Source organism: Geotalea sp. SG265 (genome assembly GCF_022808985.1).
Lineage (GTDB): Bacteria > Desulfobacterota > Desulfuromonadia > Geobacterales > Geobacteraceae > Geotalea.
Genome location: NZ_JAKZFT010000003.1, coordinates 212,919 through 237,691 on the forward strand (window position 1 = coordinate 212,919; position 24,773 = coordinate 237,691).

Below are 24,773 nucleotides of genomic sequence, written 5' to 3' on the forward strand. Positions count from 1 at the left end.
ATCAATGTTCCCGGATGTGAAGGATTTTCTTCACTGGCTTGTTCAAGCTGCTACTGATTACCGGCGGTGCGTCTGACGGCGGCTTGCCGGTCATCGGGCTCGTCATCCGCCGGTTCAGCTTATCCGTGAAGGCACTTGAAAGATCTACTTCACTGAATTCTCCAGTTGAAAGCTGGATCAACGCTTTACCCTTGAGCGCGTTGCTTGCAGCCTGGCCACCGGTATCGTATTTTACCCCCCAGAGGAAAGAATTGCCGCCGTATCCGCAAACATCCATGGTCGGCTTGAATGAGGTAAAAAAGACCGTCCCGTTTGTCAGGGCAACGGTATCGGTAACAACCCTCTCTGCTCCTTCGCTTGCGGTGACCGTATCGAGATCGATCCGCCAGCCTTTATCGGTCGCCCCTAGTGTTGATACAGAGGATGTCTGATTGACCAGTGACCCTGCTGTTACCGTAGCGGTACAGGTACCATCCAGAACGTTGCCTGGACGGGTTGCAGTGTTGTAGCAAGGTTCCTGAATCCCCAAAAGGGCTCTTCTGTTGTCGTTATCGTCGAGAGTCGATGAATCTCGGTAGTAGTAACGGCCAGTGCCGAAATATAGCCAAAGATTCTTGTTGAGCGCCCTGGTATCCTGGGTCCTGGCAATGGAGGTGGTCACCGGGCCGATTCCCTCTATCACCTTGCTCCCCGCCCAGTGCGTAGGGTCCTGATCCTCCTTGGTCATGACCCTGACAACGCCGCCGTTCGTCCATTTGCCGTCGGTCCCCAGTGTCACATACCCGGAATAGATTGCATCATCCTGATAATTGCCCGCATTTGAGGGGTCACGGCGATCGGCATCGATGGAGCCGCCAAGCAAAGTGCCTGCGAATGCATCGTCAATATTTGGGGCGTCAAGCCCGTTGAACGTGATCGTCCGAAGGAGCGTCCCGCTCCTCAGGTCGACCACGAAATACCTTAGATGATGGGTAGACTCACCCATGAACTGATGTGAGCCTGGGTCGATAGGGCCAAAGGGACCGTTACCGAAAACGGCAAACCATCGTCCGTTCTTATCTTTGTCGCCTATGCGAACGATAGCAGGTGCAGTAGTGGAGTAGCCCAGCAGATTATTACTGAACTCCCAGAGGAATTTGGGGTTATTGGGGTCAGTGACATCCAGGGCAAAGTAAGAGGAATAGCCGATGCCACTGATGGGGGTCTTGACGCAGTTTCCGCTTGCCCCTTCGGTACAGATTTCTCCGCTGACATTATTGCGGGAAGCCCCTCCCACCCCCATGCCACCTATGACTATGGTCCGCCAGGTATTCTTGGTGGCATCCAGGTTATTACTGCTATCAACAAACGGTATTGAACCGTTCCGCGGTTTGCTGCATTCCCAGTAGCTTGAAGGGATGCAGGTACCGGTGTTGGTGTCGCCTATACTGGCATCGAAAACAACGGTCCTGCCATCAACGTAGTAGAGGTGGCTGTAACCCTTGTCAGTCGCATACTTCAGGTACGGGAGGGAATTTTTGGGAATAAAAGCCCATTGCTCATCGCCAAGCGACTCACCGGTTATGGGCGTTAGCTGGGCCTTCTGGAATCCCGTCGATTTCACCGACAACTTCCCCAGATTGAAAGCATGGAGCATACCATCGTTGGCGCCCACGTACACCTTGCCACGGCCTTGATATTGGTTTGAATTGACGTAGGCCTCATAGGTCTTATCGCTGTAGCCACCCGGTGAAGGGAGGTCATAGGTATTGAGACGGATGGTGGATTGGATGCGGGGGGTGGAGGAGATGATATCGCCCAGCTTCCACTCCTGGTTATAACTATCGCAGGTTGCGCCTGATGAACAGTCAGCCGCTGTCGAGCACCTCACATTACTGTCGGAGCAGACAGACATGGTAACTTTGCGGGGACGATATTTACAGTCAGCATTCAGACAAGGAGCGGTTGTGTCATCGACTTGATCGGTCCCCAAAGTATAATCGATTAACTTCGTGGCAAGGGCTCCGCGTTGGGTATCCGTACCGGCGGGTATCTGGAGAGCATCCCACACGCCGGAGGTTGCATTATTCAAGGCGGTTAATTCCACCGGAGTACTGTCTTGGGTAGAGTTGTAACCGGTATAAATGGTCCGGGCGGAAGTACGCTTCCACAACAGTGCACCGGCACGCCAGATGCTCTTGACGTAATCGGGATCGATAAGCCCACCCACCTTATTACTGTCGGTGACAACGCCGTCGCCGTCGGAATCGGAATACCGCTGGGCCATTGTTTTGTCCGAGCTTGCGTCGAAAGGGAATCTGACCACATAATCGCTGACCAGATTGAGTTTCAGGTCCCTTACGGTATCTTCACGAATGGAGCTGTTCTGAATGTAGGGATCCACATAGTACCAGAGATTTTGCATCTCGCCGATCCAGTTGACTGCGGTGGATCCATCGAAAATTTTCTGCGGATAAAAAACTGCCTGCAGAAGATTGGCGCCACTACCCTCGCTGTTGCTGAGGATCGAAGCGGCAGTACCAGAAGCAGCCTTGGCAGCTACGGTCGAGAACGCCGTGTCGATCTGGTTGTAAAGTGATGCGGGATCGGACGCCGAGAATAGTGAGGTGCCTCCGTTTGTTGCGGTATTAGTCATGAGTGTCTTCGGATCGCAGAGCCCCGGCTGAGTGGAGGTCTGCGGGCCGGAGTAGACAACGTACGTGGTGATGGACTCGCTGGAGTTTTGGGGAGTGGTGGTGCTTGCTGTGCCGGATGTGGTCAGAGTCTTGATGTTTCGGTTCTTAGCCACCCAGGCCAGATCGCTGATGCTCCTGCTCCCCGAATACGAGGGGCAGGCAGCTGTTGCCCCATGAACATTCGAGGGGTCGTACCCGGTATCGCCGGGTCTGTAGGTCGTCGCGCCGATAGTGTAGGGCACTTGGGAGGCGTAGAGCGTGGCAAGCGCCTCGGAATCCACATGCTGGTCGGCGGTTGACATGCCGTCGGTGATGAGCAGCAGATTGTTCGACTGGCACCGGAACTGGGAAGGGTTCTTATCGGTGACGTAGCTTGTGGCCGTATTCGGGCCGAGAACGCTGAAGTTCAGATCCCTGCTGTATGGCGGAGAAACCCCGTAATTGTTTGAACGGGCGAAATACCCCATGGCATTGTAGAATGCCTCGGCAAACGGAGTCCACGATGTCGCCGGGATCTGGTCGATGCTGCTTATCAGACCGGTGCTGTGATTCCCTATCGACGGTTTGCAGTACTGTCCGCTTGGAGTCTGAGTTGCGCAATCCGAGTCAACGGTGCAGGGGAATGTGGTCGTCGCCGAACAGAATCCTGCGCCCACGTATGCCTTGATCGCACCGCCATCGGCCTTGGCGAGCGCCCCGCACTTCTCCCCTGTCGGACAGTCGGTGTCAAAATAACATATCCTCGTCGCCGTAACGCTGCAGGTCTTCACACAGGGGATCGAGCTCGTTCCGCCGCACTCCGAACCGGTGCCGTTGTTCTGGAAGGTCATGGCCCCGAAGCGGATACGGTCGCTGTACTTGTCTATCAAACCGGTTTGCGCCGCAGCGCCCACCTTGACCGGAAAAGAGCCGACATTGGTTAGGCCTGCCAGCCCCTGCTGCATGACGAACCCAGGAATACTGGCGCTGACCGTGGTATTGGTGGCGGAGGTGGATGACGGATCAGCGATCGGGGTCGTAGCAACGTTAACCTGGCAGTAATTCTGCATCTGCGTCACATCTGTCATGCCGGTCTGAGCAGTACCGTCGGGGTTTTTGCATGGGCCGGTAAAATCAGTGCCGTTCCAGCAGGCGCCCAGATAGCCGGAGAAAGAGGTCCCGCCTACAGTATAGGTCAATACGCTTGAGCAGACGGAGAAACCGTTGTTCGGATCGGTGAGCCTGTTGGGGGGTATGGAGGCATAGACCATCTTACATTCGTTTTCCAGGGCGTTCAAATTGGTGCTATAGCTGGGGGTGCCAGGTGTCATGCCCTGGTAGCAGTTGTGGAGAGAGTGGTTCCACATGCTGGTCGGGTTGAGAACCGTGGTACCGGCCCCTAGGCAGGACTTGGTGGAATTTTGGAACGACCCCAGGTTTGGCGGAGTTCCGCTGACCACATTTATCCAGTTGTTCATCGCCTGAAGACAGGCATCCGCATTGTAAACACCTGCATATATGTCGATATGAGTCTGCCCGTACTCGGTCGCCAGGCTCTGGGTCGAAGCGATGCCCCCCGACGTCCCCCCCCGGATGGCAAAGGTGAGATTCACCCCTGTCACACTCTTTAAAAATTCCCGGCCGCCGCACCCCCTTGACTCGGAGATCAGCTGATTGGCTGTCGTATCGAACTTGCCGCCGGTCAATATCTTCTTCTCCACATCGAACTTGGACATGGTCAGCCAGTTGAGAAAATTCCCGCTCGCCACGAAACCGGTCGAGTTGGCAACCACCGTTTCGGCGCTGCCGGTCCCCGTGGTGTTGACACAGAAGTAGGCCGGCGTTCCGGCTGTGTACGTGCAGGTCGCAGGCATGGTCGCGCCGCTTGCGAAATTGTTGGCGGTGTAGCTGTAGATGGCCGCAGGGTCAAAATAGCCGTAGTAAGTGGTAGCGGTTGCGTATGTTGTGTCGTAACACTGACGGCTGGCGTTGCACCTGTTGTTGCAGGTGTCGCCCGCAATCCAGGTGACACCTGCAGCCGCTGCCCCACTGCAGTCGGTGTCGGAGGAGCATGCTATCGGGCTGATCGTTGCCGGCGAAATCACCGTAGCCGCGGTGCAGACGTTCCGGCCGGACTTTGGACCGGTCAGAACGCACGTATCGGTAGGGAATCCGGGAATGGCCCGACAGTCGGCATCGGTATTACATGCCGCCTTGGTAGTCGTAGCCGCCGTCGTTACATAGCTCCCCACGCAGTAGGCCTGACCGGCCGTGGCGCACTGTGCGTCGGCCGTGCAGAGCGTGGTCGGGCCGTTTGCGCAGTACTTGTTGCCGGCGTCCTGGTAGGCCAGATCGTACATACTGGCCGAGTTGTCGATCATCAGGAGCAGGTTCGGCTTGATGCCGGCAGTAATGAACGGGGGGGTAATGCAGAATTGATTGCCTGAATCAGCCTGGGACGAAGATGGAAGTACGATCGTGAGAAATGCGAGAAATCCGATTGTTGCCTTGAGATTTACAATGGAAAGCATATGTACCTCACCTTCAGCAGATCTTTTAGTAATTGATTAACCCTGTCAGCAAAAGCAATCATCGGAGCAAAATCAGACCAGCAAAGATCGTGCCCTATACCAGCCCCATCGAAAGCAAAGGTTTACGCAATATTCTTCGGGAGCGCTCCTGGGGAACTATGCATTTTTTTCATAGTTGTCCGCCGCGCTGCGCAAAAATCGTCATCACTCCATGCCATACTCCTTGATCTTGTAAAGAAGGGCGCGTTGGCTTATCTCCAGCAATTTTGCCGCGTGGGTTCGGTTACCCCCGGTCTGTTCCAGGGCCTGCCTGATCAACTCGCGTTCGATGGTCTCTTCTGCCTGCTTGATGGACATGGATGAAAAATCCAGATTCGGCGTTTTTCCACTTTTTGCATCTTTGACCTTCTCCGGCAGACTGTCCACACCGATGTTGCCGCTTTCACAGACCACCAGGGCCCGCTCAATGCAGTTTTCCAATTCCCTGACATTGCCGGGCCAGTTGTAGTCCATCATCACCCTGAGCGTTTCCGGCGAGCACGCCACTTCCGCCCTTGACATATTCACCGAATGTTTGGCAATGAAGTGGTCCACCAGCAAGGGGATGTCTTCCTGGCGATCACGCAGGGGCGGGAGGGTAATAGTGAACACATTGAGCCTGAAATAGAGGTCTTCCCTGAAGCGGCCCTCGGAAATTTCATGCTCAAGATTCTTAGAGGTGGCGGAGATGACGCGCACATCGATCTTTCTCGCGATCGTCCCACCGACAACCCTGATTTCTTCATCCTGCAGGACTCTCAGGAGCTTTACCTGCAGTGAGAGCGGCATTTCACCAATCTCGTCGAGAAAAAGGGTTCCCCCGTTCGCCTGTTCGAAGAGCCCTACTTTGTCGGCCAGGGCATCGGTAAATGCACCTCTTACATGGCCGAAAAGTTCCGACTCAAGGAGGGTCTCGGGGATCGCAGCACAATTTACGGCAACAAATGGGCGACTTTTCCGTTTGCTGTTCCTGTGTACCGCCCGGGCTATGAGCTCCTTGCCAGTTCCTGATTCCCCTAGGATCAATACCGTCGTCTTGAAATCCGCGACCTTCTGCACCAGGCTGAAAATTTCCTGCATGCGCCGGTTTTTACTGACGATGTCGGCAAAGGAGCATTCCTTCCTCAGTTCATCCCTGAGCATCCGGTTCTCGAATTTCAACCGCTCCCGTTCTTCGGCCTTGCGCAGGACAAGAGCGATCTCATCGCTCTTGAAGGGCTTGGAAATATAGTCGTATGCCCCAAGCTTCATGCATTCGATGGCCGTGTCCTCCGTGCCGTAGGCAGACATCATGATGATTGTGCTTGCGGTGCCGGCTCGATCTATTCCCTTGAGGAAGCCGACGCCGTCAAGGACAGGCATCTTGATGTCACATAGGATGAAGTCGTAATGCTTTTGAGATACCAGCCTTAACGCTTCGGCCCCTTCCTGGGCCAGGTCGACGCTGTAACCTTGTTTGCCCAGCATTACCTGCAGCATGTGGCGGAGGTTCTCCTCATCGTCAACGACGAGTATGCATTTTGCAGTCCTCTTCATAGGTCCTTACCTTTCGGGAACCGGCAGCCATACGGTAACCGCCGTCCCCTTACCGGTTTCGCTTTCAGCAACTATCCTGCCGTTAAAAGAATCGATGATCCGCGCGCAGATGGCCAATCCAAGACCTGTCCCCTTACCCGGTTCCTTGGTGGTAAAGAAGGGATCGAAAATTTTTTCAAGGTGTTCTGCGACAATTCCTTCACCCGTATCCAGTACCGAAATGGTCACCCAACCGTTAAGACACTGCGAGATGAGCTTTCCGCCCCTGAAGGCATTGTTGCCGTCCCCCTTCCGTCTCCCCACAATCCCGCCGCCACTATCTTGTTTAAGCAGCGGGGCGACATCTCCCAGCACAAGCTCTGTTCTTATTTCCAGGCTTCCCCCTGCAGCCATGGCATCCCTGGCGTTTATCACCAGGTTGATGAGAACCTGCTGCAACTGATGGGGGTCCACCTCCACACAGGGGAGATCCCCCCCCGAAGCAATGGAAAGGTTCAGGCGTTTGAGTACCCCCTGCTCCTGGAGGAGTCCGACAGTGTCGTTTACCAGTCGAGGAACATCAACCTGCTCACGCTGGGACTGGGTGGGCCGGGCGTAATCGAGCAGTCCGCGAACGATGCGATCGATGCGGCTCGCTTCGGCCTCGATCCTGTTTACATAATCGGTCTTTACATCATCATCCTTCAGTTCATCCTTCAGAATGCCGGCATAACCAATGATAGCGGCAAGGGGCGTACCGACTTCGTGGGCCGTGCCTGCGGCAAGCAGGCCAACGGAGGCCATTTTCTCCGATCGTATGGATTCTTCCCTCGCGGTCTGAAGGTCCCGGTTTGCCTGCTCAAGGTATTGTACGGTCCGCTCCACCTCAAGCCGCTTTTGTTCCAGCACTTCGGCCATGGTATTGAAGGATTCTGCAAGTTCCGCTATTTCTGCGCTCCCAGGAACCTTCACCGTATGGCGATAGTCGCCCGAGGCTATCCGTGCAGTGGCAGTCAGGAGTTTCCGCACAGGCACCACTACTATGCGCGACAGCATGAATGAACCGATGCCGAGCAGGAGGAGAAAATCCAGTACAAAGTAAGCAACAAACATACGCCGGGATCCAGCCAGACGCTCCTGAGCCCTTTTCAGGGAAATAGTAAGGCGAGCCGCCCCAGTGATTTTATTTGCTGCCTCGATTGGGGCATAACGATAGATGAACCGGCCATCGCGGCTGTAAGCATAGGTCGCCCTGCCGGTTGCCAGCGTTTCTTGCAGTTGTCTGTCGGAATTTCGAAAGTCGCCTGCGGAATAAATCGTTCGTCCCCCCGCATCCACCACATGAATACCTGCGAAGTCTTTCTCTTTGGCTAAGCGTGCTGAAAAATTCCGTATGATGGTATCTCCCGGCAAATTGCCAAGGGACGTGGGAAGGACATCCACAAAAGCCGCGAGTAGAATGCGCCCTTCATCATTCTTTTGATGCAGCAGGTCTTTTTCGGCGGTCTTGAAAGAGATGAGACTGAGCAGGAGCCAGGTCAGGATCAGCAGACAGGCCAGGGAAGAGAGAATTGAAACGGTAAGGGAAATACGAAAGGGCCTCATGCGCTCCCCTACCCTCCCGGGTTGGGACCGGCCAGAGACAGATACCACCAGATTATCTCCCGACCATAGAAAACATAAAGTATTGCGGCGAAGGCAAGAAAAGGTCCGAAGGGAATGGCCAGCTTGGAGTCTTTTTTCTGCGCCAGCATCAGGGTAATGCCAACCACCGAACCGACCAGAGAAGCGATGAAGATGATAAAAGGAATGGAGCGCCAGCCAAGAAAGGCTCCCATCATGGCCAGAAGCTTGATATCCCCTCCCCCCATCCCTTCCTTTTTGGTGAGAAACTGGTAGCCGTAGGCAATAATCAATAGACTACCGCCGCCGAGGAGAATGCCGATCAGCGAATTCTTCCATCCCAGCCATGGCAGAAAAAAAGAGGCGACAAAGCCTATGACGATGCCAGGAAGGCTGATGACATCGGGAATGATCTGGTGTTCCAGATCGATGAAGGTGATGGCGACAAGGGCAGAGGAAAAGAGAAAAAGCAGCAGGAAGGTCAGGGTCGGACCGAACTTGATGAAGAGAAACAGGGTCAGAAGCCCGTTCAGCAGTTCGACAACCGGGTACTGGAGGGAAATGGAGGTGTCGCACGAGCGGCACCGGCCCCTTAGAAACAGGTACGAGACGATGGGTATGTTATCGTAAAATCTGATTTTGTAGCCGCATTGGAGACAATGGGAAGGGGGAAAGACCACCGATTCCCCCTTGGGCAACCTATAGATGCAAACGTTGAGAAAGGAGCCGACGACGGCACCGAAAATAAAAGCAAAGAAATAAAAGGTCAGTATGCCTGACATCCATTAGTCTCCGTACTGAAAGAGCTGTAATTCCTCTCCCGCCAGTCCAATATGATCGCTATTTCAGTCGTCTGATCTTCTCCAGGCTCTCGCCAAGCACCTGCCTCTTATTGGCAAACTCCAAAATTTTCTCCCGCTCTTTGGCCACTACCTCGGCCGGAGCACGATCGACAAAACTGGGATTTTCCAGCTTCTTGCTCAGGAACTCCATATCCTTGTCGATTTTGCCTATTTCTTTCAGCAGGCGTTTTTCCTCCTCTTCCACATTCACCAACCCCTTGAGCGGTACGATAATTTCCACATCCCCCGCAACCTGCAGGGACGCGTCTGCAGGACGGTCGATGTCCTGGCCAATGGCAAGGTCGGACAGCCTGGCCAGGCTGACAATGTAGACCTCGTTTCTTTTCAGGAGGTTGAGGCTTGCTGAAGATTTGCAATCGAGCATGACAGAAATGGCCTTGCTGGGAGGGACTTCCATCTCGCCGCGGATGTTTCTGATGCCGCCGATTACCGCCATAACCAGCTCCATCTCGGCCGCCCCCTCACCGAAGTTCCATTCGGCCTTCTTCCGTGGGTACTCGGCCAGCATGATGCTGGGGGTGTTCTTTTTGCCCGGCAGAGCCTGCCAGATCTCCTCGGTAATGAACGGCATGAACGGATGCAGCAGTCTGAGCAAATGCTCCAGGACGGTCCACAAAATGTAGCGGGCGGTCGCCTGCCGTGACGGTTCTCCTTTGTAAAGGTCGTCCTTGACCAGTTCTATGTACCAATCGCAGAATTCGCTCCAGGTAAAGCGATACAGGGCAGCAGCGGCATCGTTGAACCGATAGGAGGTAAGATTATCCTCGACCTCGCAGGCGGTTTCGTTGAGGCGGAAGAGAATCCAGCGGTCGGCATTTGACAGCTCCAGTTCACCGACCTTGACCCCATCTGGATCGAACCCCTCCAGGTTCATCATGGCAAAGCGGGAGGCATTCCAGATCTTGTTGGCAAAGTTACGATAGCCGGCAATCCGATCCTCTGCCAGCTTGATGTCGCGCCCCTGGGCGGCAAAGGCGGCAAGGGTAAAGCGGAAGGCGTCGGTACCGTAGGAATCGATGACTGTCAGGGGATCGATGACGTTCCCCTTTGACTTGCTCATCTTCTGCCCTTGGGCATCGCGCACCAGGGCATGGATGTACACGTCACGGAAGGGAATGTCTTCCATGAAGTGCAGTCCCATCATCATCATTCGGGCAACCCAGAAAAAGAGGATATCGAAACCGGTGATCAGGCAGGAGGTGGGGTAGAAGGTTGCCAGTTCGGGGGTCCGGTCAGGCCATCCCATGGTGGAAAATGGCCAGAGTGCCGAAGAAAACCAGGTATCGAGAACGTCTGTTTCCTGCCTGATTTCGTCGCTGCCGCACTTGCTGCATTTGGCCGGATCAACCTTGGCAACGGTAATTTCGCCGCAATGGTCGCAATACCAGGCCGGGATGCGATGCCCCCACCATATCTGGCGGGAAATGCACCAGTCACGGATGTTCTCCATCCATTCATAGTAGGTGTTCTCCCACTGCTGGGGAACGATGCGGGTCTTTCCCTCCTTGACGGCGGCAAGCGCCCTTTCTGCCAGCGGTCCGACCTTCACGTACCACTGCAGGGACATGTACGGCTCGACCACGGTCTTACATCGGTAGCACCCCCCGACGGACAGGGCATGGCTCTGGATTTTATCCAGCAATCCCTGGGCTTCCAGGTCTGCCACGATCTGTTTCCGGGCGGCAAAACGATCCAAACCTTCGTACTGATGTCCGGCAGCGTTGATGACACCCGATTCATCGAAGATGTTGATCCGGTCCAGGTTGTGTCGCTTGCCCACCTCGAAATCGTTGAAATCATGGGCCGGCGTAATCTTGACGACACCGGTACCGAACTCCATGTCCACATATTCGTCGGCAATGATGGGAATCTGCCGGTTGACAAGGGGGAGCATAACCGAGCCGCCGATCAGGTCCCGGTATCGGTCGTCATTGGGATTGACTGCCACGGCAGTATCTCCGAGCATTGTCTCGGGACGGGTGGTGGCAACTATCAGGTGCCGGCCTGAGCCGACCACCGGGTAGCGGAGATGCCAAAGATGGCCGTCTTTCTCCTCATGTTCGACTTCGATGTCGGAAAGTGCCGTATGACAGCGGGGACACCAGTTGATGAGCCGGTTGTCCCGATAGATCAATCCTTCATCGTAAAGGCGGACAAAGACTTCCCGTACGGCCTTGGAAAGCCCTTCATCCATGGTGAATCGCTCGCGCCCCCAGTCGCAGGAAGCCCCAAGCCGTTTCAACTGGCCGATAATCTGCCCTCCAGATTGAGCCTTCCATTGCCAGACTCGCTCGGTAAAGGCATCGCGGCCCAATTCATGGCGATCCTTCCCTTCGGCGGCCAGTTGGCGCTCGACCACGTTCTGGGTGGCAATGCCGGCATGGTCCGTTCCGGGCATCCAGAGCACATTGAAGCCCTGCATGCGCTTCCAGCGGCAAAGGATGTCCTGGAGGGTGTTGTTCAGTGCATGTCCCATGTGCAGCACGCCGGTGATGTTGGGAGGAGGAATTACGATGCTGTAGGCCGGCTTGGAGGAAGTCGCCGCCGCAGAAAAATACCCCTTCTCTTCCCACTCCCGATACCACTTCCGTTCAACATTCTCAGGGTCATACACTTTTGTTAGTTCTTTGTCCGCCATCAACAACCTCTTGAGCATAAATTGAATAAAAAAGGGGATGCGAAATCCCCGTTTTTAATACCTATCCAGCAACAGGATCAGCTGCCCGATCCTTCCTTGAGCTTACGAATTTCTTCCTTGATCAGAGCCTCAGCCAGGTCAGGCACCACTTCCCAGACTATTTTTTCGATAATCTCACGGGAAATGCCTGAAAGAGCAGCCGCCAGCTGTGCCTCGGTGATGACCGGCTGTTGACTGGGAGGAGCAGACTCGCCGCCAGCAGCGAAAGAGACCGGTGCCGGTTCAGGAGTAACCGGAGAAGTAAGTTCCTCCACCGCCTCACCAGCATCTTCGAAAGAAAAGGCCATTTCCGGTGCCGGCTCATCTGCTTCTGGAGCAAAATCGAATGCGGAATCTACAGCGGCAACGGGTTCGGCAAGCGGCTCCATTTCTGCAGGTTCTTCCTCCTGAAAGGCAAAACTCTGCTCGTCCACCGGCTCCCACCCCGTCTCCACCGGCTGTACTTCAACTGGAGCTTCGGCAGCCGTTGCACGCCCCAGGTCTTCATTGATGTCGGCGAAGGAAAAGGCATCATCCACCAGTTGGCTGGTGGCCGCTGGTACCGCAACGCGATCCTGTTCCTCAACTACTCCGAAGTCTGCAGCACCGGCTGTGGATAGATCATCTATTTCGAAGGCGCCCCAGAGATCGTCATCGAGAGATCCCTCCACAGCCTCCTCGCCAAGGGCAAAGACCTCGTCGGCATTTTCTTCCAAGACCGGTTCCACGGCAAAGGCCTGGGCAAGATCGTTCACCGCAGATGCTGTCGCCGCCTGAACCGGCGGAGCAGCAGGCTCCGGCAATACCATTGCGACCGTGGGGCCGGCTGTAGACGCTGCTCCCCGCGCTTTACCCATTTCGATCAATTTCTGTACCCGGTCGATCAGCTGCTGGGATTCGAAGGGTTTTGAAATGAAGTCGTCGGCACCGCTCTGCTTGGCTTTATCTTCATCGAAGGGCTCAAAGGCACCGGTCATGAGAAGGAGCGGTATGGCGCTCAGCTTTGGATCCTGCCGAATGCCCGCACAGACTTCATAGCCGTTTTTGCCTGGCATCAGCGCATCCACGAGAATAATATCTGGAACTATCTGCCTGGCTTTTTCCAGAGCTGCGTCACCGTTATCGACGACGGACAGCTCATAATCTTCATTGGCGAAGATTATTCCAACGACTTTCTGAATGGTGATGCTGTCGTCGGCAAGGAGCAATTTTTTGCTCATCTATCCCTCCTTCGATGGGACTTGGCAAAGGACGCTGGTTGGGCGGGAATGCGCATAAATGGGCGAATAAGTGCGAAAAACCTAGCACAATGGCCATAGTGTGTCAAGTTATTTGCCTTTTCAGGAATCACTGGTATTCAAGCCCCGACAATCCACCTGTCACGGTCAAAGCTGGCGCAAAAGCTTCTACGGCCGCACTTGACAAGGCACTTCTCAGCTCATTGAAATTCCTGGTGTTTTTATAATCCAACCGGGAGGTAAGCACAACCACGAACAGGTCTTTAGCCGGGTCGATCCAGACAGAGGAGCCTGAATAGCCGGTGTGGCCGTACGATATGGGGGAGAAGCCGTTCCCCCGGGGCGAAGAATAGGGCGAATCGATATCCCAGCCGAGCCCCCTTACCACTTTACCTCCACGGGAGAAATAGGGTGCCGTCATCTGATCGACGACCCGCCGGGAAAGGATCTGCCTTCCCTCGTAGGTACCACGGTTAAGCATCATTCTGCAGAATCTGCCCAGATCACCGGCGGTGCTGAAAAGGCCGGCGTGTCCGGCGACTCCTCCCAGTTGCCGGGCCACATAATCCTGGGCCTGGCCAAACATGAGGGTTTTGTCCGTATCGAGGGTGGCAGCATAGCGCTGCACATCATCCTTGTTGGGATTGAAGGCGGTATCGTTCATTCCCAAGGGCCTGAAAAAACTTTCTGCAGCATAGGAATCAAGTCCCTTCCCCGAAACCCTCTTTACCGAATCTGCCAGGAGGATGAAATTAATGTCCGCATACTTGAACCGGCTCCACACCGTGCCTTTCATTTTTTGGGTCGCGGCTCCGTTAACAGCGCTTTGCATAGTGTTTTCAGAGGAGAGGGGAAAGTCGTCGAGGCATGATGTATGGGTGAGGAGATTGACCATGAGCAGGTCGTCTTTCATGTGGCCGTAAAATTCCGGGTACAATTTTTCGACCGGGTCGACCAGACTGAGCTTTCCCTCTTCCATCAGCTTCAGGATGGCCGGGGTCGTTGCTATGACCTTGGTGAGAGAGGCAATATCGAAGACGGTATCCACGGTCATCGCCCGGGCATTGGGAGCGCTGGAAACTTTGCCGTAGGCTTTCTCAAACAGGACACCGGCGTGATCGCCGACAAGTACCACGCCTCCGGCTATGAGACCACCGGAAATCGCACCATCCATCAGTTGATCAACCTTTGCATGACTGTCAGTAACCAGCAAGGCTTCATCGGCGGCATGGGCTGGTGTGGCGATGAAAATGAAAAAAGCAAAAAGGTAGCGGATCAAGGCACCACGTTCCCCGATCCTAGTTGATCCTGAAGTTGACGGACTTCAGGATATTGCCATCTTCATCGAGAGCTTCCACCCGCCAGTCGCCATTGGCACCCTTTTCGATGAGTTTCCTGCTGTAGGTACGCCAGCGCGTTCCCTTCACCGGAAGATCGTATTCTGCGACAACATGATCGTTTTTGTACCAGACGTGCTTTATGGCCGCTTCGTCTTCCCCATCCTTGCTCAGGCGGGTAAAACAAAAAAGCGCCTTCACCGAAGATGATGAAATGCGCCTGACGGAATCGATGGGATTGCCCTTGACGATTTTGGTCGTCACCGCCATTTCAGTGATCCTGACCTCACCTGCACGAGCATGAGCAGAAGCGATAACAATACCGACAATAACAATTAGCGATAACAACCCTGGTAGCCCAATCCTCATAAAGCCTCCGCATGATTTTGCTGATTTTCCCGCCCCCTTCGGCAAACGGCCTAAGTCCGGTAATCAGCATTGATCTTGACATAGTCGTAGGACAGGTCGCTGGTGTAGACGGTAGCCTTTCCCTGCCCGAGCTTCAGATCCACGGTCACGGTAAACTCTTTTTTCTTCAGGACCCGGGAGCCCAGTTCTTCAGCGGTCCCGCCGGCAAAGAACCCATTTTGAACCATCTGCACGTCATCAAAAAATAGTGCGACCCGGTCGGCATCCACCTGGGCACCAGAATATCCCACTGCCGCAAGAATCCTGCCCCAATTGGCGTCCTGGCCGAAAAAGGCTGTCTTGACCAGGGATGAGTTGGCAATGGCCATGGCTGCTGTTTTCGCGTCGGCAACGGAAGAAGCCCCTTTAACGATTATCCTGACGAATTTCGTTGCCCCCTCGCCATCCTTTACGATCTGCTGTGCCAAAGACAGCAATACTTCCTGCAGATTGGCTCTGAATATGTCTGCATCCTTGCTTTCTTCTCCGATTGCGGGATTCCCGGCCATGCCGTTGGCAAGGATCAGGGCAGTATCATTGGTGGAAGTATCGCCGTCGACGGAAATGATGTTGAAAGAGGCATCATTGGCTTCACTGAAGACTTTCTTCAGCCATGACCGCTCAACGGCAGCATCCGTGACGATGAACGCCAGCATTGTCGCCATGTTGGGCATGATCATCCCCGCCCCCTTGGCAACACCGGCAATGGTATAGGGAACACCTGAAGCCTCGCCGTGGCGGACCTCCATTTTGGGGAAGGTGTCCGTGGTCATAATGGCACAGGAAATATCTTCGAAAGTGCCGCCTGCAAGTCCCTCGATCAGTTTCGGCACCGCTTTCCGCAACCGCTCCATGGGGAGCGCCTGGCCGATGACTCCCGTCGATGCAACCTGGACAATGTCGTCTGAGATACACAGACCTTCGGCGACAAGGCGTGACGTTTCCCGGGCATCGTCCATGCCCCTGGTGCCGGTACAGGCGTTGGCATTGCCGCTATTGACGACGATGGCCTGGCAAACGCCTTCCTGAATCCGTTCCATCCCCAGGAGAACCGGGGCCGCCTTCACCTTATTGGTGGTGAATACGCCTGCCGCCACAGCAGGCGCTTCTGAAAAGATCAATCCGAAATCGAGCCGCCCCGGCTTTTTAACCGCAGCCTCCACGGCCGCAAATTTGAATCCTTTTACTGACATGGCATTCTCCGGAAGATTTATTTACCGCAGCACTGCTTGTACTTCTTGCCGCTGCCGCACGGGCACGGCTCGTTGCGGCCCACCTTCTTGCTGGTGACCGGCTGCTGGACCTGGGCTTCATCTCCGGCATTGAAAACGAGGCGCTGGCGCTTCTGCTGCTGTTCCTCGATCCTTTCCACGTCTTCTTCGCGAGCTATCTGCACCCAGAAAATCTTTTCGACGACCTCTTCACGGATACGTCCCATCATGTCTATGAATAGCTGATAAGCCTCTTTTTTATACTCCTGTTTGGGGTCCTTCTGTCCATAGCCCCTCAGGCCGATACCTTCCTTCAGATGGTCGATGGACAACAGGTGGTCCTTCCACTGGGCGTCGATGCTCTGCAGCATTATGACCTTGATCAGGTGGTCGATCAGTTCGTCCCCGAACTCGGCAACCTTCGCATTAAACAGCTCCTGGACCTTCTCCTGTAACAGATCGCGCAGATTGGTCGGAGTGAGACGATCCATGGTCTCTGCGGGAATATCCACATGGAAGCCGAACAGCTTGAAGAGCGACTCGCTCAGCCCCTGCCAGTTCCATTCGGCTGCAGGAACTTTGTCGATAGCATAGTCTTCGGCCAGATCAGCAACGGTGTCGTTGACCATCTCGACAAAGCTTTCCCGGATCGATTCACCGCCAAGAATTTCGCGGCGCTGGGCATAAATGACCTCGCGTTGCTTGTTCATGACGTCATCGTAGTCGATCAGATGCTTCCTGATCTCGAAGTTGTGGGCCTCCACCTTCTTCTGAGCGTTTTCGATCGCCCTGGTGATCAGACCGTGGGTAATCGCCTCCCCTTCCTCGATTTTCAGCATGTCCATGATTTTAGATACGCGCTCTGAGCCGAAGATGCGCAGCAGGTCGTCCTGAAGCGACAGATAAAAACGGGAGGAACCGGGGTCCCCCTGGCGGCCGGAACGACCGCGCAGCTGGTTATCAATGCGGCGGGATTCGTGGCGCTCGGTACCCAGGATATGGAGACCGCCAAGCTGCACGACTTCATCATGCTCTTTAGCACACTGTTCCTTGAATTGGGCCGATACCCTGGCGAACTCCTCCTCGGAAGCCTCGGGATTGCTCCGTCGCCATTGCTTGGACAGGGCCTCCGCATTGCCACCAAGGAGGATATCGGTACCACGGCCGGCCATGTTGGTGGCGATGGTCACCATTCCCTTGCGCCCGGCCTGGGCCACTATCTCCGCCTCCTTTTCATGCTGCTTCGCATTGAGGACAAAGTGGGGAATTCCCTGACGACGCAACAGTTCGGCCAGTTCTTCCGATTTTTCGATGGAGATGGTGCCGACCAACACCGGCTGCCCCTTGGCATGAAGTTCCTTGACCTCCTCAATCACGGCATTGAACTTCTCCCGCTCGGTTTTGTAAATAACGTCCGGGAAGTCGGGGCGTAAAAGAGGTCTGTTGGTGGGAATGACCGTTACGTCCAGCTTGTAGATCTTGTGGAACTCCTCGGCTTCGGTATCGGCGGTTCCAGTCATACCGGAGAGCTTTTCGTACATGCGGAAGTAGTTCTGGAAGGTAATGGTGGCCAGGGTCTGGTTCTCGTTTTCGATCTTCACCCCTTCCTTTGCCTCAATGGCCTGGTGCAGACCGTCGGACCAGCGGCGCCCCGGCATCAGGCGGCCAGTGAATTCATCGACGATGATGACTTCCCCTTCCTTGACCACATAATCCACGTCCCGCTTGAACAAGGCATGGGCACGCAATGCCTGGTTCACATGGTGAAGGGTCTCGATATCGCGGGGATCGTAAAGATTTTCAATCTTCAGCAGTTTCTCAACCTTCAGCACCCCTTCCTCGGTCAGGGTGGCGGATTTTGCCTTTTCGTCGACAGTAAAGTCCCCCGTATAGCGTTTCCGTTTGCCAGACAAGGTATTGGCCTCTTCTTCAATGACCTCCCCCTTTTTCAGCAGAGGAATGATCCGGTCGATGATGTAGTACTTGTCGGTGGAGTCTTCAGTGGGACCGGAGATGATGAGCGGCGTTCTTGCCTCGTCGATGAGAATTGAATCAACCTCGTCCACGATGGCAAAATGAAAATCGCGCTGTACGTAATCTTCAAGGGCAAATTTCATGTTGTCCCGAAGGTAGTCGAACCCAAACTCATTGTTGGTGCCATATGTGATATCGGCGTTGTATGCTTCACGGCGTTCATCGTCATCCAGGCCGTGAATGATGACACCGACCGTCAGACCGAGAAAGTTGTGAATTCGGCCCATCCATTCCGAGTCGCGCCTGGCCAGATAATCGTTGACGGTGACAACATGGACACCTTTGCCGGTGATGGCGTTGAGGTAGGAAGGAAGCGTCGCCACCAGAGTTTTACCTTCACCGGTCTTCATTTCGGCAATTTTGCCCTGGTGCAGCACCATGCCGCCAATCAATTGCACGTCGAAGTGGCGCATGCCGAGCACCCTTTTGCCCGCCTCGCGGCAAACGGCAAAAGCCTCGGGCAACAGGGAATCGAGGGTCTCGCCGCGGCCGTACCGTTCCTTGAACTCGGCCGTCTTATTGCGCAACTGCTCATCGGAAAGTTTGCTGATGGATTGTTCAAGATTATTGATCTGCTCGACAACGGGCCAGAGCCGCTTCAGCTCCCGCTCGTTTTTACTGCCGACAATTTTTTTAATGAGAGCGCTGAACATTCGGTAGTATCTCCTGATTTTATTGGTTACGGTTAAAAACAGGTTAAACTACCATAACTACATGAATTGCTCAACAGAAAAGGTCGCTGGAATCAAGCGCGGCGGCAGATAGCGCCGGCAGACAGGGAAGGGAAAAGGCGATTTTCATTGGAAAGTGATCAGCAATTGCCGACCATGCTGAAGAGGCGTGCTTCGAATCGCTTTGCAGCCGGAGTCGAAGGCTCGTTTTCCCGGCTGATGTCATCAAGGGCATTGAGAAAAGCTTCCACCACCCGGGGGTCGAATTGGCCGCCGGCGTTGGAGTAGAGTTCTTCCAGGGCTTCACGCATGAGAAGCGATGAGCGGTAAGGCCGTTCCGAGGTCATGGCATCGAAGGCATCCGCAACGGCAAGAATTCTCGCCGCCAGGGGAATGGCATGCCCCTTGAGGCCGTAGGGATATCCCGTGCCGTCAAAACGCTCGTGATGGTGAAGCACCACCTGGCTCTCCTCTTTCAATGGTTTTACGCAATCGAGCAGTTCAGCTCCGTGGACGGTATGCCTCCTGATGGCCGCCTGTTCGTCGGGGGAAAGCGGCTGTTCTTTGACGAGAATAGCGGTCGGCACCCAGAGCATTCCCACGTCGTGGAAAAGGGCTGCCTTTTCAAGGGATTTCAGTTGCTCCTCGGCAAGCCCCATGGCTCTGCCGATCTTCACCGATACGCTGGCTACACGCTCGCTATGGCCGCTGGCATAGGGATCGTGGGCGTCGACGGCGGAAACAAGCGCTTTCATACAGGCACCGTAGCGATCTTCCATCTCGTTCAGGGCCTCCATGAGCCGAACATTCTCGCCAGCCAGAGCCCAATTTTTCTCCACCTGGCGCAGGGTGGAAATGCGCTCCAGATGCAGGAACATCAGAAGCAGACCGAGCATTGCCACGGCTATGCAAATTGCTGTTTCCATCCTCGCGCTGCCGGAAAAGGAAGAAATGGCTCCAAAGAGCATCACTCCCGTCACGGCAAGTACGACCAGCGAGGTGGTCAGATGTTTGTATTTTCGGATAAGCTGTCCCATGTAGCCACCTGTTTAGTCAGCATATCGACAGCTCCGAGACAAACTTGAATCTATTTTGCAAAAAAGGCCTCCCATGGCAATGGGAGGCCCTTTTACGTTCTCATTTTCTTACGGTCCGGCTTTACTTGCCGCAGGAAACGGCAACCGTTTCGCCCCGGTTCAGTCCGGCAAAGGAAAAACGGCCAAGATATTCGCCCCGGTAATAGCAAACGGCCTCTCCTGGAGGAAGCTGTCCTGGCGAGGTGTTGGTCAAGGAAAATGAAAGAGCCGGCTGAGGGGAATCTGCCAGAGTAAGGTTCTGTGCAGGCAGGGTTTGCGCCGTCAATTCCTGGAAGGGGAAAGCCTTCAGCTCCACAGCCCGGAACTGTGCAGCCTCGGCCATGCCCCTGGGGACAACGGCAACCGTCGTTCCCTGCTCCATAGTGGGAAAGGAGGCTCGCTGCACGACTTGGACAGTGCCGCGTTCGCTGGCTCTAAAATCGTAAACCGGCAGCCAGCGCATGTCCGGAACCAGGTAACTGGCTGTCACCTTACCCCCCTTGCCCTTCAACCAGATCCTGACCTTGCTGCCACCGATATTCGCAGCCTTCTCAACCGTTTCCAGCCGCGCCTGGACGATCTTGAGTTCCTTTTCCGTCTTCCGTTTGGCTTGGTAAACCCCTTCCAGTTGCGCAATGGCAAATTCGGTCCCCTGGCGAATGGCGGCCAGCGGCTCGGGATTGTTCTTGGTTTTGCGGGGTGCCTTGCCGCTCTGGGATTTGGCTGCGGCTGTGAAGATCCGCTCCCGGGTTGCAAGAGCTTTCAGCCGGTCCTCCAGCTGGTCTCTGCGTTCTGCCAGTTTTTCCAGCTGCTGCCTCTGCTTGGGGTTGGTGGTCACCGCTACCGTTTCCACGCGGTCAATGGCAGCGCCGGCAGGAGGTCTGACTCGCAAAGACCCGGGCAGCACCGACGGGGGAAGGGAAATCTCAGCATACCCTTTGGCGGCGGTGGCAGCCTGCTCCACCCTGGCACCATCCAGGAAAAGGGTGACCGACCTATCGGCGGCAAAGGCCGGAAGCGCCAGCAGGACAGCGGCAGCCACGGCAGAAAGATTTTTAATCATGGACATCCCCTTTCAGCAGGGAATTTATCGGGCAACGTCCAGCAACTCCACTTCGAAAATAAGGGTTGCATTGGGAGGGATGACGCCACCTGCCCCCGCAGCGCCATAGCCGAGCTGGGGAGGGATGATCAGCTTCCGTTTTCCACCGACCTTCATGGTCATAACCCCCTCATCCCAGCCGGGTATCACCTGTCCCGCGCCAATGGTGAAAACAAAAGGCTCGCCCCGGTCCAGGGAACTGTCGAACTTGGTACCGTTTTCCAGCCAGCCGGTATAGTGAACTTTGACCGGTTTTCCCGCTGTGGGTGAAGGTCCGCTACCAGGAACGAGGTCGGTGTAGGAAAGACCGGAGGGGGTCTTGACGGCATTGGCGGCAGCAGAAGCAGCAGTGGCCTTTGGCTCAGCCACAATCTTCGACTCCTTTTGGGCACAGGCAGGAATCACAACCGCCACCAGCAACAAGAGCATGACAATAAATTTTTCCACATTTCGCATTTCTACCATTTCTCCTTTTCAGCTTTTCTTGTATCGCTTTCTATTTCAGCAGATGGACGAAGAGTCCACTGCGCAGCTTCGGCTCGAACCAGGTGGATTTGGGAGGCATGATCTTGTCGGCATCAGCCAGTTCCATCAGTTCCTTCATGGAGGTGGGATACAGGGCAAAGGCCACCTCATGCTCGCCGCTGTCCACCATCCGCACCAGCTCATCAAGCCCCCTGATGCCGCCGACGAATTGAATTCTTTGATCGGTACGGGGATTGCGGATACCAAGGACGGGGCTTAAAAGGTTGTTCTGCAGAATTGAGACATCAAGCCTGACCACCGCATCGTCTTCGGAAAAAGAGCCTTCTTTGGGAAGCAATTCATACCATTTGCCGGAGAGGTACATGCCGAACTGGTGGCTGTGTTCCGGCTTGAGGGGAGCAGCCAGCGGGCTGATCTCGAACTTTTCAGCAAGCCGCGCCATGAACTCGGTAATGCTCAGGCCGTTCAAATCCTTGACAACGCGGTTGTACGGCATGATGTTCATCTCGTTGTCGGGAAATATCACCGTGAGGAAATAATTGTATTCTTCGCGGCCGCAGTGGGCGGAATTCCGGGCCTTCCTCAGCTCACGAACCCTGCTGGCAGCAGCGCTCCGGTGGTGACCGTCTGCCACATACAGTGTGGGAATGGCCGCAAACCGTGCAGTGAGCTCGGTTATCCATTCCCGGTCGGTAATGATCCAGAGAGTATGGGAAACGCCGTCATCGGTGGTGAAATCGTATACGGGTGGCGCAGAAGCCGCTTTCTCCACCAGTGAAGTAATAGCAGGATCATTTTTATAGGTGTAGAAGACCGGCTCGTCATTGGCATCGAGGTAATCGATATGCTTTACCCGGTCCTCCTCCTTGTCCGCCCGTGTCAATTCGTGTTTTTTTATGGTACCGTCCTGATAGTCATCCACCCCGGCGCAGACTACAAGCCCTGTCTGAATGATATCCCCCATCTTCTGCCGGTAGACGTAGTAATACTCCTCCGCATCCTGTTCCAGAACCCCCTCCGCAAGAAACCGGAGGAGATTCTCCTGTCCCTTGCGATATACCGGTTCAGCATGGATGTCCTCGCCGGGCAGGTCGATCTCGGGGCGGGATATATGTAGAAAACTGTAAGGATTGCCCGCCGCCATCTCCACGGCTTCTTCGGTGCTCATCACGTCATAGGGAAGAGCCGCAACCTTGTCCGCCAGCTGCTGTTTAGGCCTGAGCGCCTTGAATGGTTTGATGAAAGCCATTGATTACCTCGTTTCGTACAAGTTCTTTATAAACAGATTGACAGGTGTCAGAAATACCGTTTCGCCCCGATGAAGCGTTTGACGAAGTAGGCTTCGTCCATGCCGGAAATCTTGATGTCGTCGCCACGGCGCGGTGCATGGACGAAACGTCCGTCGCCGATATAGATGCCCACATGGTTAATCTCGGTCTCGGAATTGCCGAAGAAAACCAGGTCACCGTCTTTCAGGTCGGCCCTGCTCACGTTGTCCCCGACCCTGAACTGCTCACGGGAGCTGCGTGGAATATTGACACCGCAGAGGTTATAGACGGCCCGGGCAAACCCGCTGCAGTCCATGCCATCGACAACGGTGTCCCCCCCCCAGCGGTACGGGATGCCAACAAACCGTTCAGCCGTGCGGGCGGCAATGGCGCCCATGTCGTTCCGTGCCTTGGCCCGGTCCGCTGGTTCACCGTCACCTGTTTTTTCCTCTTTCCTTTTCTTCGGCACCACCGGTGCAAGTTTCTTCAGGGATGGCTGGGGAGCAGTTTCGATGCCGGGCTCAGCCGATTTCCTGCCGAGTGTCTGGGGTGGTGCGATAAAGTAGGAACCGATAACCTTCTCCGCAACAAGGCGCTGGGCAGCCTTCTTTGCCTTATCCCAGGTTTCGAAGTCGCCGAAGCGGACGGCGTACACACCGCTGTCCTTCCTGAAATAGAAAGCCTCAATTCCCTTCTGTTGCAGCTTGGCGGTCAACCGCTCGGCATTCTTCACCTCGGAAAATGCCCCCACCTGGATGGCGAAGCCAATCCGCGACAGTCCTTTTGCAGCCTTTAATTGCGCCGCACAACCGATATTGGTAACACAGAGGGAAACCAGGAAAAACGCCAGATACAAAGCCCTGCAAATCATTTTGCCATACTCCCGAATCAACAACCAAGCATCGCCATCGTCAGATGTCCCTGACCTCACGGCGAACCCCCATGAGGAATGGAACAACGAACTGCTCCAGCTCCCCGTCCAGGACCGCGTCAGGATTGCCGCTCTCCACCCCGGTGCGCAGGTCCTTCACCATTTTGTAGGGATGCAGTACGTAGGAGCGAATCTGGCTTCCCCAGCCGATTTCCTTTTTCTCGCCGGCAATTTCCGCAGCCTTGGATTCCCGTTCCTGCAATTCTCGCTCGTAGAGCTTGGCCCGTAAGACACGCATGGCCGTGGCCCGGTTCATGTGCTGGCTGCGTTCGGTCTGGCAGGCAACGACGATGCCTGTGGGAATATGGGTGATCCTGATGGCGGAATCGGTCGTGTTGACATGCTGGCCACCCGCACCGCTGGAGCGATAGGTATCAACCCGCAAGTCCGTTTCGACTATCTTGACATCAATGTCATCCTCTATTTCGGGGAAGACGAAAACCGAGGCAAAGGATGTGTGGCGTCTGGCATTGCTATCAAAAGGAGAAATCCTCACCAGCCTGTGAATGCCGATCTCCGCCTTGAGATAGCCGTAAGCATACTCGCCGGTGACAGAGAAGGTGACCCCTTTGACCCCGGCTTCATCGCCGGCCTGGTAATCGGTAATCTCGGTCTTCCATCCCTTTCGTTCACAGTAACGCAGGTACATGCGCAGCAGCATCTCGGCCCAGTCCTGGGACTCGGTGCCGCCGGCGCCGGAATTGATTGAAAAAAAGCATGAACTGGCATCGTGGGGACCGGAAAGCATTTTCTGAAATTCTGCCTCGTTTACCCCTTTTTCCAGCTGGTCGTTGAGTTCGTGCACCTCGGCAAGGGTCGTCTCATCCTCAGCTTCGCTTCCCAGTTCGATGAGAACCCGGATGTCGTCAACCTGCCGGTTGAGCCGGTCCCAGGATGCCAGGGTCTTCTCCATGACCGTGCGCTCCTTGAGCACTTTCTGTGCTGACTCGTTATCATCCCAGAAGCCGGGGGCGGCAATTTTCGATTCCAGTTCCTGAATATCTTCCCGCAGGCGGTCTATGTCAAAGAGACCCCCGTAAGCTGTTGATCCGTTCTACCATTGCTTCGACCCGTGTCGTTTCTTCTCTGAACATCGTCTACTCCTCGAA

Annotated in this window: 16 protein-coding genes; all 16 read right to left on the reverse strand. The window is 55.0% G+C overall.

Annotated features, from left to right (window positions below):
* Position 1: 1 nt before the first annotated feature.
* On the reverse strand, positions 2-5,185 hold the full coding sequence (locus tag ML541_RS05270) for a PilC/PilY family type IV pilus protein (protein WP_243371425.1): 5,184 nt from the start codon (positions 5,183-5,185) through the stop codon (positions 2-4).
* Between the two features lie 204 nt (positions 5,186-5,389).
* Positions 5,390-6,760: a sigma-54 dependent transcriptional regulator gene (locus tag ML541_RS05275; RefSeq protein ID WP_243371427.1), complete on the reverse strand. Its 1,371-nt coding sequence runs from the start codon at positions 6,758-6,760 to the stop codon at positions 5,390-5,392.
* 6 nt (positions 6,761-6,766) lie between these two features.
* Positions 6,767-8,344 carry an ATP-binding protein gene (locus ML541_RS05280; RefSeq protein WP_243371429.1) on the reverse strand — a complete coding sequence of 526 codons (1,578 nt, stop codon included), beginning with the start codon at positions 8,342-8,344 and terminating at the stop codon, positions 6,767-6,769.
* Between the two features lie 8 nt (positions 8,345-8,352).
* Positions 8,353-9,144, reverse strand: coding sequence for an A24 family peptidase (locus ML541_RS05285; RefSeq protein ID WP_243371431.1), 792 nt, complete (start codon positions 9,142-9,144; stop codon positions 8,353-8,355).
* Positions 9,145-9,202: 58 nt separating this feature from the next.
* Positions 9,203-11,863: a valine--tRNA ligase gene (locus ML541_RS05290; RefSeq protein WP_243371433.1), complete on the reverse strand. Its 2,661-nt coding sequence runs from the start codon at positions 11,861-11,863 to the stop codon at positions 9,203-9,205.
* A 77-nt stretch (positions 11,864-11,940) separates the two neighbouring features.
* Positions 11,941-13,122 carry a response regulator gene (locus ML541_RS05295; RefSeq protein ID WP_243371435.1) on the reverse strand — a complete coding sequence of 394 codons (1,182 nt, stop codon included), beginning with the start codon at positions 13,120-13,122 and terminating at the stop codon, positions 11,941-11,943.
* Positions 13,123-13,249: 127 nt separating this feature from the next.
* Positions 13,250-14,419, reverse strand: coding sequence for a serine hydrolase domain-containing protein (locus ML541_RS05300; protein ID WP_243371437.1), 1,170 nt, complete (start codon positions 14,417-14,419; stop codon positions 13,250-13,252).
* 19 nt (positions 14,420-14,438) lie between these two features.
* A complete protein-coding gene (locus tag ML541_RS05305) occupies positions 14,439-14,747 on the reverse strand; it encodes a DUF2914 domain-containing protein (protein ID WP_243371439.1) in 309 nt (102 codons plus the stop codon).
* 149 nt (positions 14,748-14,896) lie between these two features.
* Entirely contained in the window at positions 14,897-16,078 is a 1,182-nt protein-coding gene (gene argJ / locus ML541_RS05310; protein ID WP_243371441.1) for a bifunctional glutamate N-acetyltransferase/amino-acid acetyltransferase ArgJ, read from the reverse strand.
* A 17-nt stretch (positions 16,079-16,095) separates the two neighbouring features.
* Positions 16,096-18,783 carry a preprotein translocase subunit SecA gene (gene secA, locus ML541_RS05315; protein WP_243371443.1) on the reverse strand — a complete coding sequence of 896 codons (2,688 nt, stop codon included), beginning with the start codon at positions 18,781-18,783 and terminating at the stop codon, positions 16,096-16,098.
* Positions 18,784-18,941: 158 nt separating this feature from the next.
* Positions 18,942-19,838 carry an HD-GYP domain-containing protein gene (locus tag ML541_RS05320; RefSeq protein WP_243371445.1) on the reverse strand — a complete coding sequence of 299 codons (897 nt, stop codon included), beginning with the start codon at positions 19,836-19,838 and terminating at the stop codon, positions 18,942-18,944.
* Positions 19,839-19,959: 121 nt separating this feature from the next.
* Entirely contained in the window at positions 19,960-20,940 is a 981-nt protein-coding gene (locus tag ML541_RS05325; RefSeq protein ID WP_243371447.1) for a DUF4140 domain-containing protein, read from the reverse strand.
* Between the two features lie 24 nt (positions 20,941-20,964).
* Positions 20,965-21,435 carry an FKBP-type peptidyl-prolyl cis-trans isomerase gene (locus ML541_RS05330; RefSeq protein ID WP_243371631.1) on the reverse strand — a complete coding sequence of 157 codons (471 nt, stop codon included), beginning with the start codon at positions 21,433-21,435 and terminating at the stop codon, positions 20,965-20,967.
* Between the two features lie 40 nt (positions 21,436-21,475).
* Positions 21,476-22,714, reverse strand: coding sequence for a DUF1015 family protein (locus ML541_RS05335; RefSeq protein ID WP_243371449.1), 1,239 nt, complete (start codon positions 22,712-22,714; stop codon positions 21,476-21,478).
* A 47-nt stretch (positions 22,715-22,761) separates the two neighbouring features.
* Entirely contained in the window at positions 22,762-23,604 is an 843-nt protein-coding gene (locus ML541_RS05340; protein WP_243371451.1) for an NlpC/P60 family protein, read from the reverse strand.
* Between the two features lie 40 nt (positions 23,605-23,644).
* Positions 23,645-24,758, reverse strand: a protein-coding gene (gene prfB / locus ML541_RS05345; protein WP_243371452.1) for a peptide chain release factor 2 whose coding sequence is annotated in 2 segments (ribosomal slippage) — positions 23,645-24,688 and positions 24,690-24,758 — 1,113 coding nt in all. Because the reading frame shifts where the segments join, the coding sequence is not laid out codon by codon here.
* Positions 24,759-24,773 lie beyond the last annotated feature (15 nt).

What these genes read in the sequence shown, in the direction of transcription:
- ML541_RS05270 (WP_243371425.1), bottom strand. Translation starts at nt 5,185, where the DNA reads ATGCTTTCCATTGTAAATCTCAAGGCAACAATCGGATTTCTCGCATTT.
- ML541_RS05275 (WP_243371427.1), bottom strand. Translation starts at nt 6,760, where the DNA reads ATGAAGAGGACTGCAAAATGCATACTCGTCGTTGACGATGAGGAGAAC.
- ML541_RS05280 (WP_243371429.1), bottom strand. Translation starts at nt 8,344, where the DNA reads ATGAGGCCCTTTCGTATTTCCCTTACCGTTTCAATTCTCTCTTCCCTG.
- ML541_RS05285 (WP_243371431.1), bottom strand. Translation starts at nt 9,144, where the DNA reads ATGTCAGGCATACTGACCTTTTATTTCTTTGCTTTTATTTTCGGTGCC.
- ML541_RS05290 (WP_243371433.1), bottom strand. Translation starts at nt 11,863, where the DNA reads ATGGCGGACAAAGAACTAACAAAAGTGTATGACCCTGAGAATGTTGAA.
- ML541_RS05295 (WP_243371435.1), bottom strand. Translation starts at nt 13,122, where the DNA reads ATGAGCAAAAAATTGCTCCTTGCCGACGACAGCATCACCATTCAGAAA.
- ML541_RS05305 (WP_243371439.1), bottom strand. Translation starts at nt 14,747, where the DNA reads ATGGCGGTGACGACCAAAATCGTCAAGGGCAATCCCATCGATTCCGTC.
- argJ (WP_243371441.1), bottom strand. Translation starts at nt 16,078, where the DNA reads ATGTCAGTAAAAGGATTCAAATTTGCGGCCGTGGAGGCTGCGGTTAAA.
- secA (WP_243371443.1), bottom strand. Translation starts at nt 18,783, where the DNA reads ATGTTCAGCGCTCTCATTAAAAAAATTGTCGGCAGTAAAAACGAGCGG.
- ML541_RS05320 (WP_243371445.1), bottom strand. Translation starts at nt 19,838, where the DNA reads ATGGGACAGCTTATCCGAAAATACAAACATCTGACCACCTCGCTGGTC.
- ML541_RS05325 (WP_243371447.1), bottom strand. Translation starts at nt 20,940, where the DNA reads ATGATTAAAAATCTTTCTGCCGTGGCTGCCGCTGTCCTGCTGGCGCTT.
- ML541_RS05330 (WP_243371631.1), bottom strand. Translation starts at nt 21,435, where the DNA reads ATGCGAAATGTGGAAAAATTTATTGTCATGCTCTTGTTGCTGGTGGCG.
- ML541_RS05335 (WP_243371449.1), bottom strand. Translation starts at nt 22,714, where the DNA reads ATGGCTTTCATCAAACCATTCAAGGCGCTCAGGCCTAAACAGCAGCTG.
- ML541_RS05340 (WP_243371451.1), bottom strand. Translation starts at nt 23,604, where the DNA reads ATGATTTGCAGGGCTTTGTATCTGGCGTTTTTCCTGGTTTCCCTCTGT.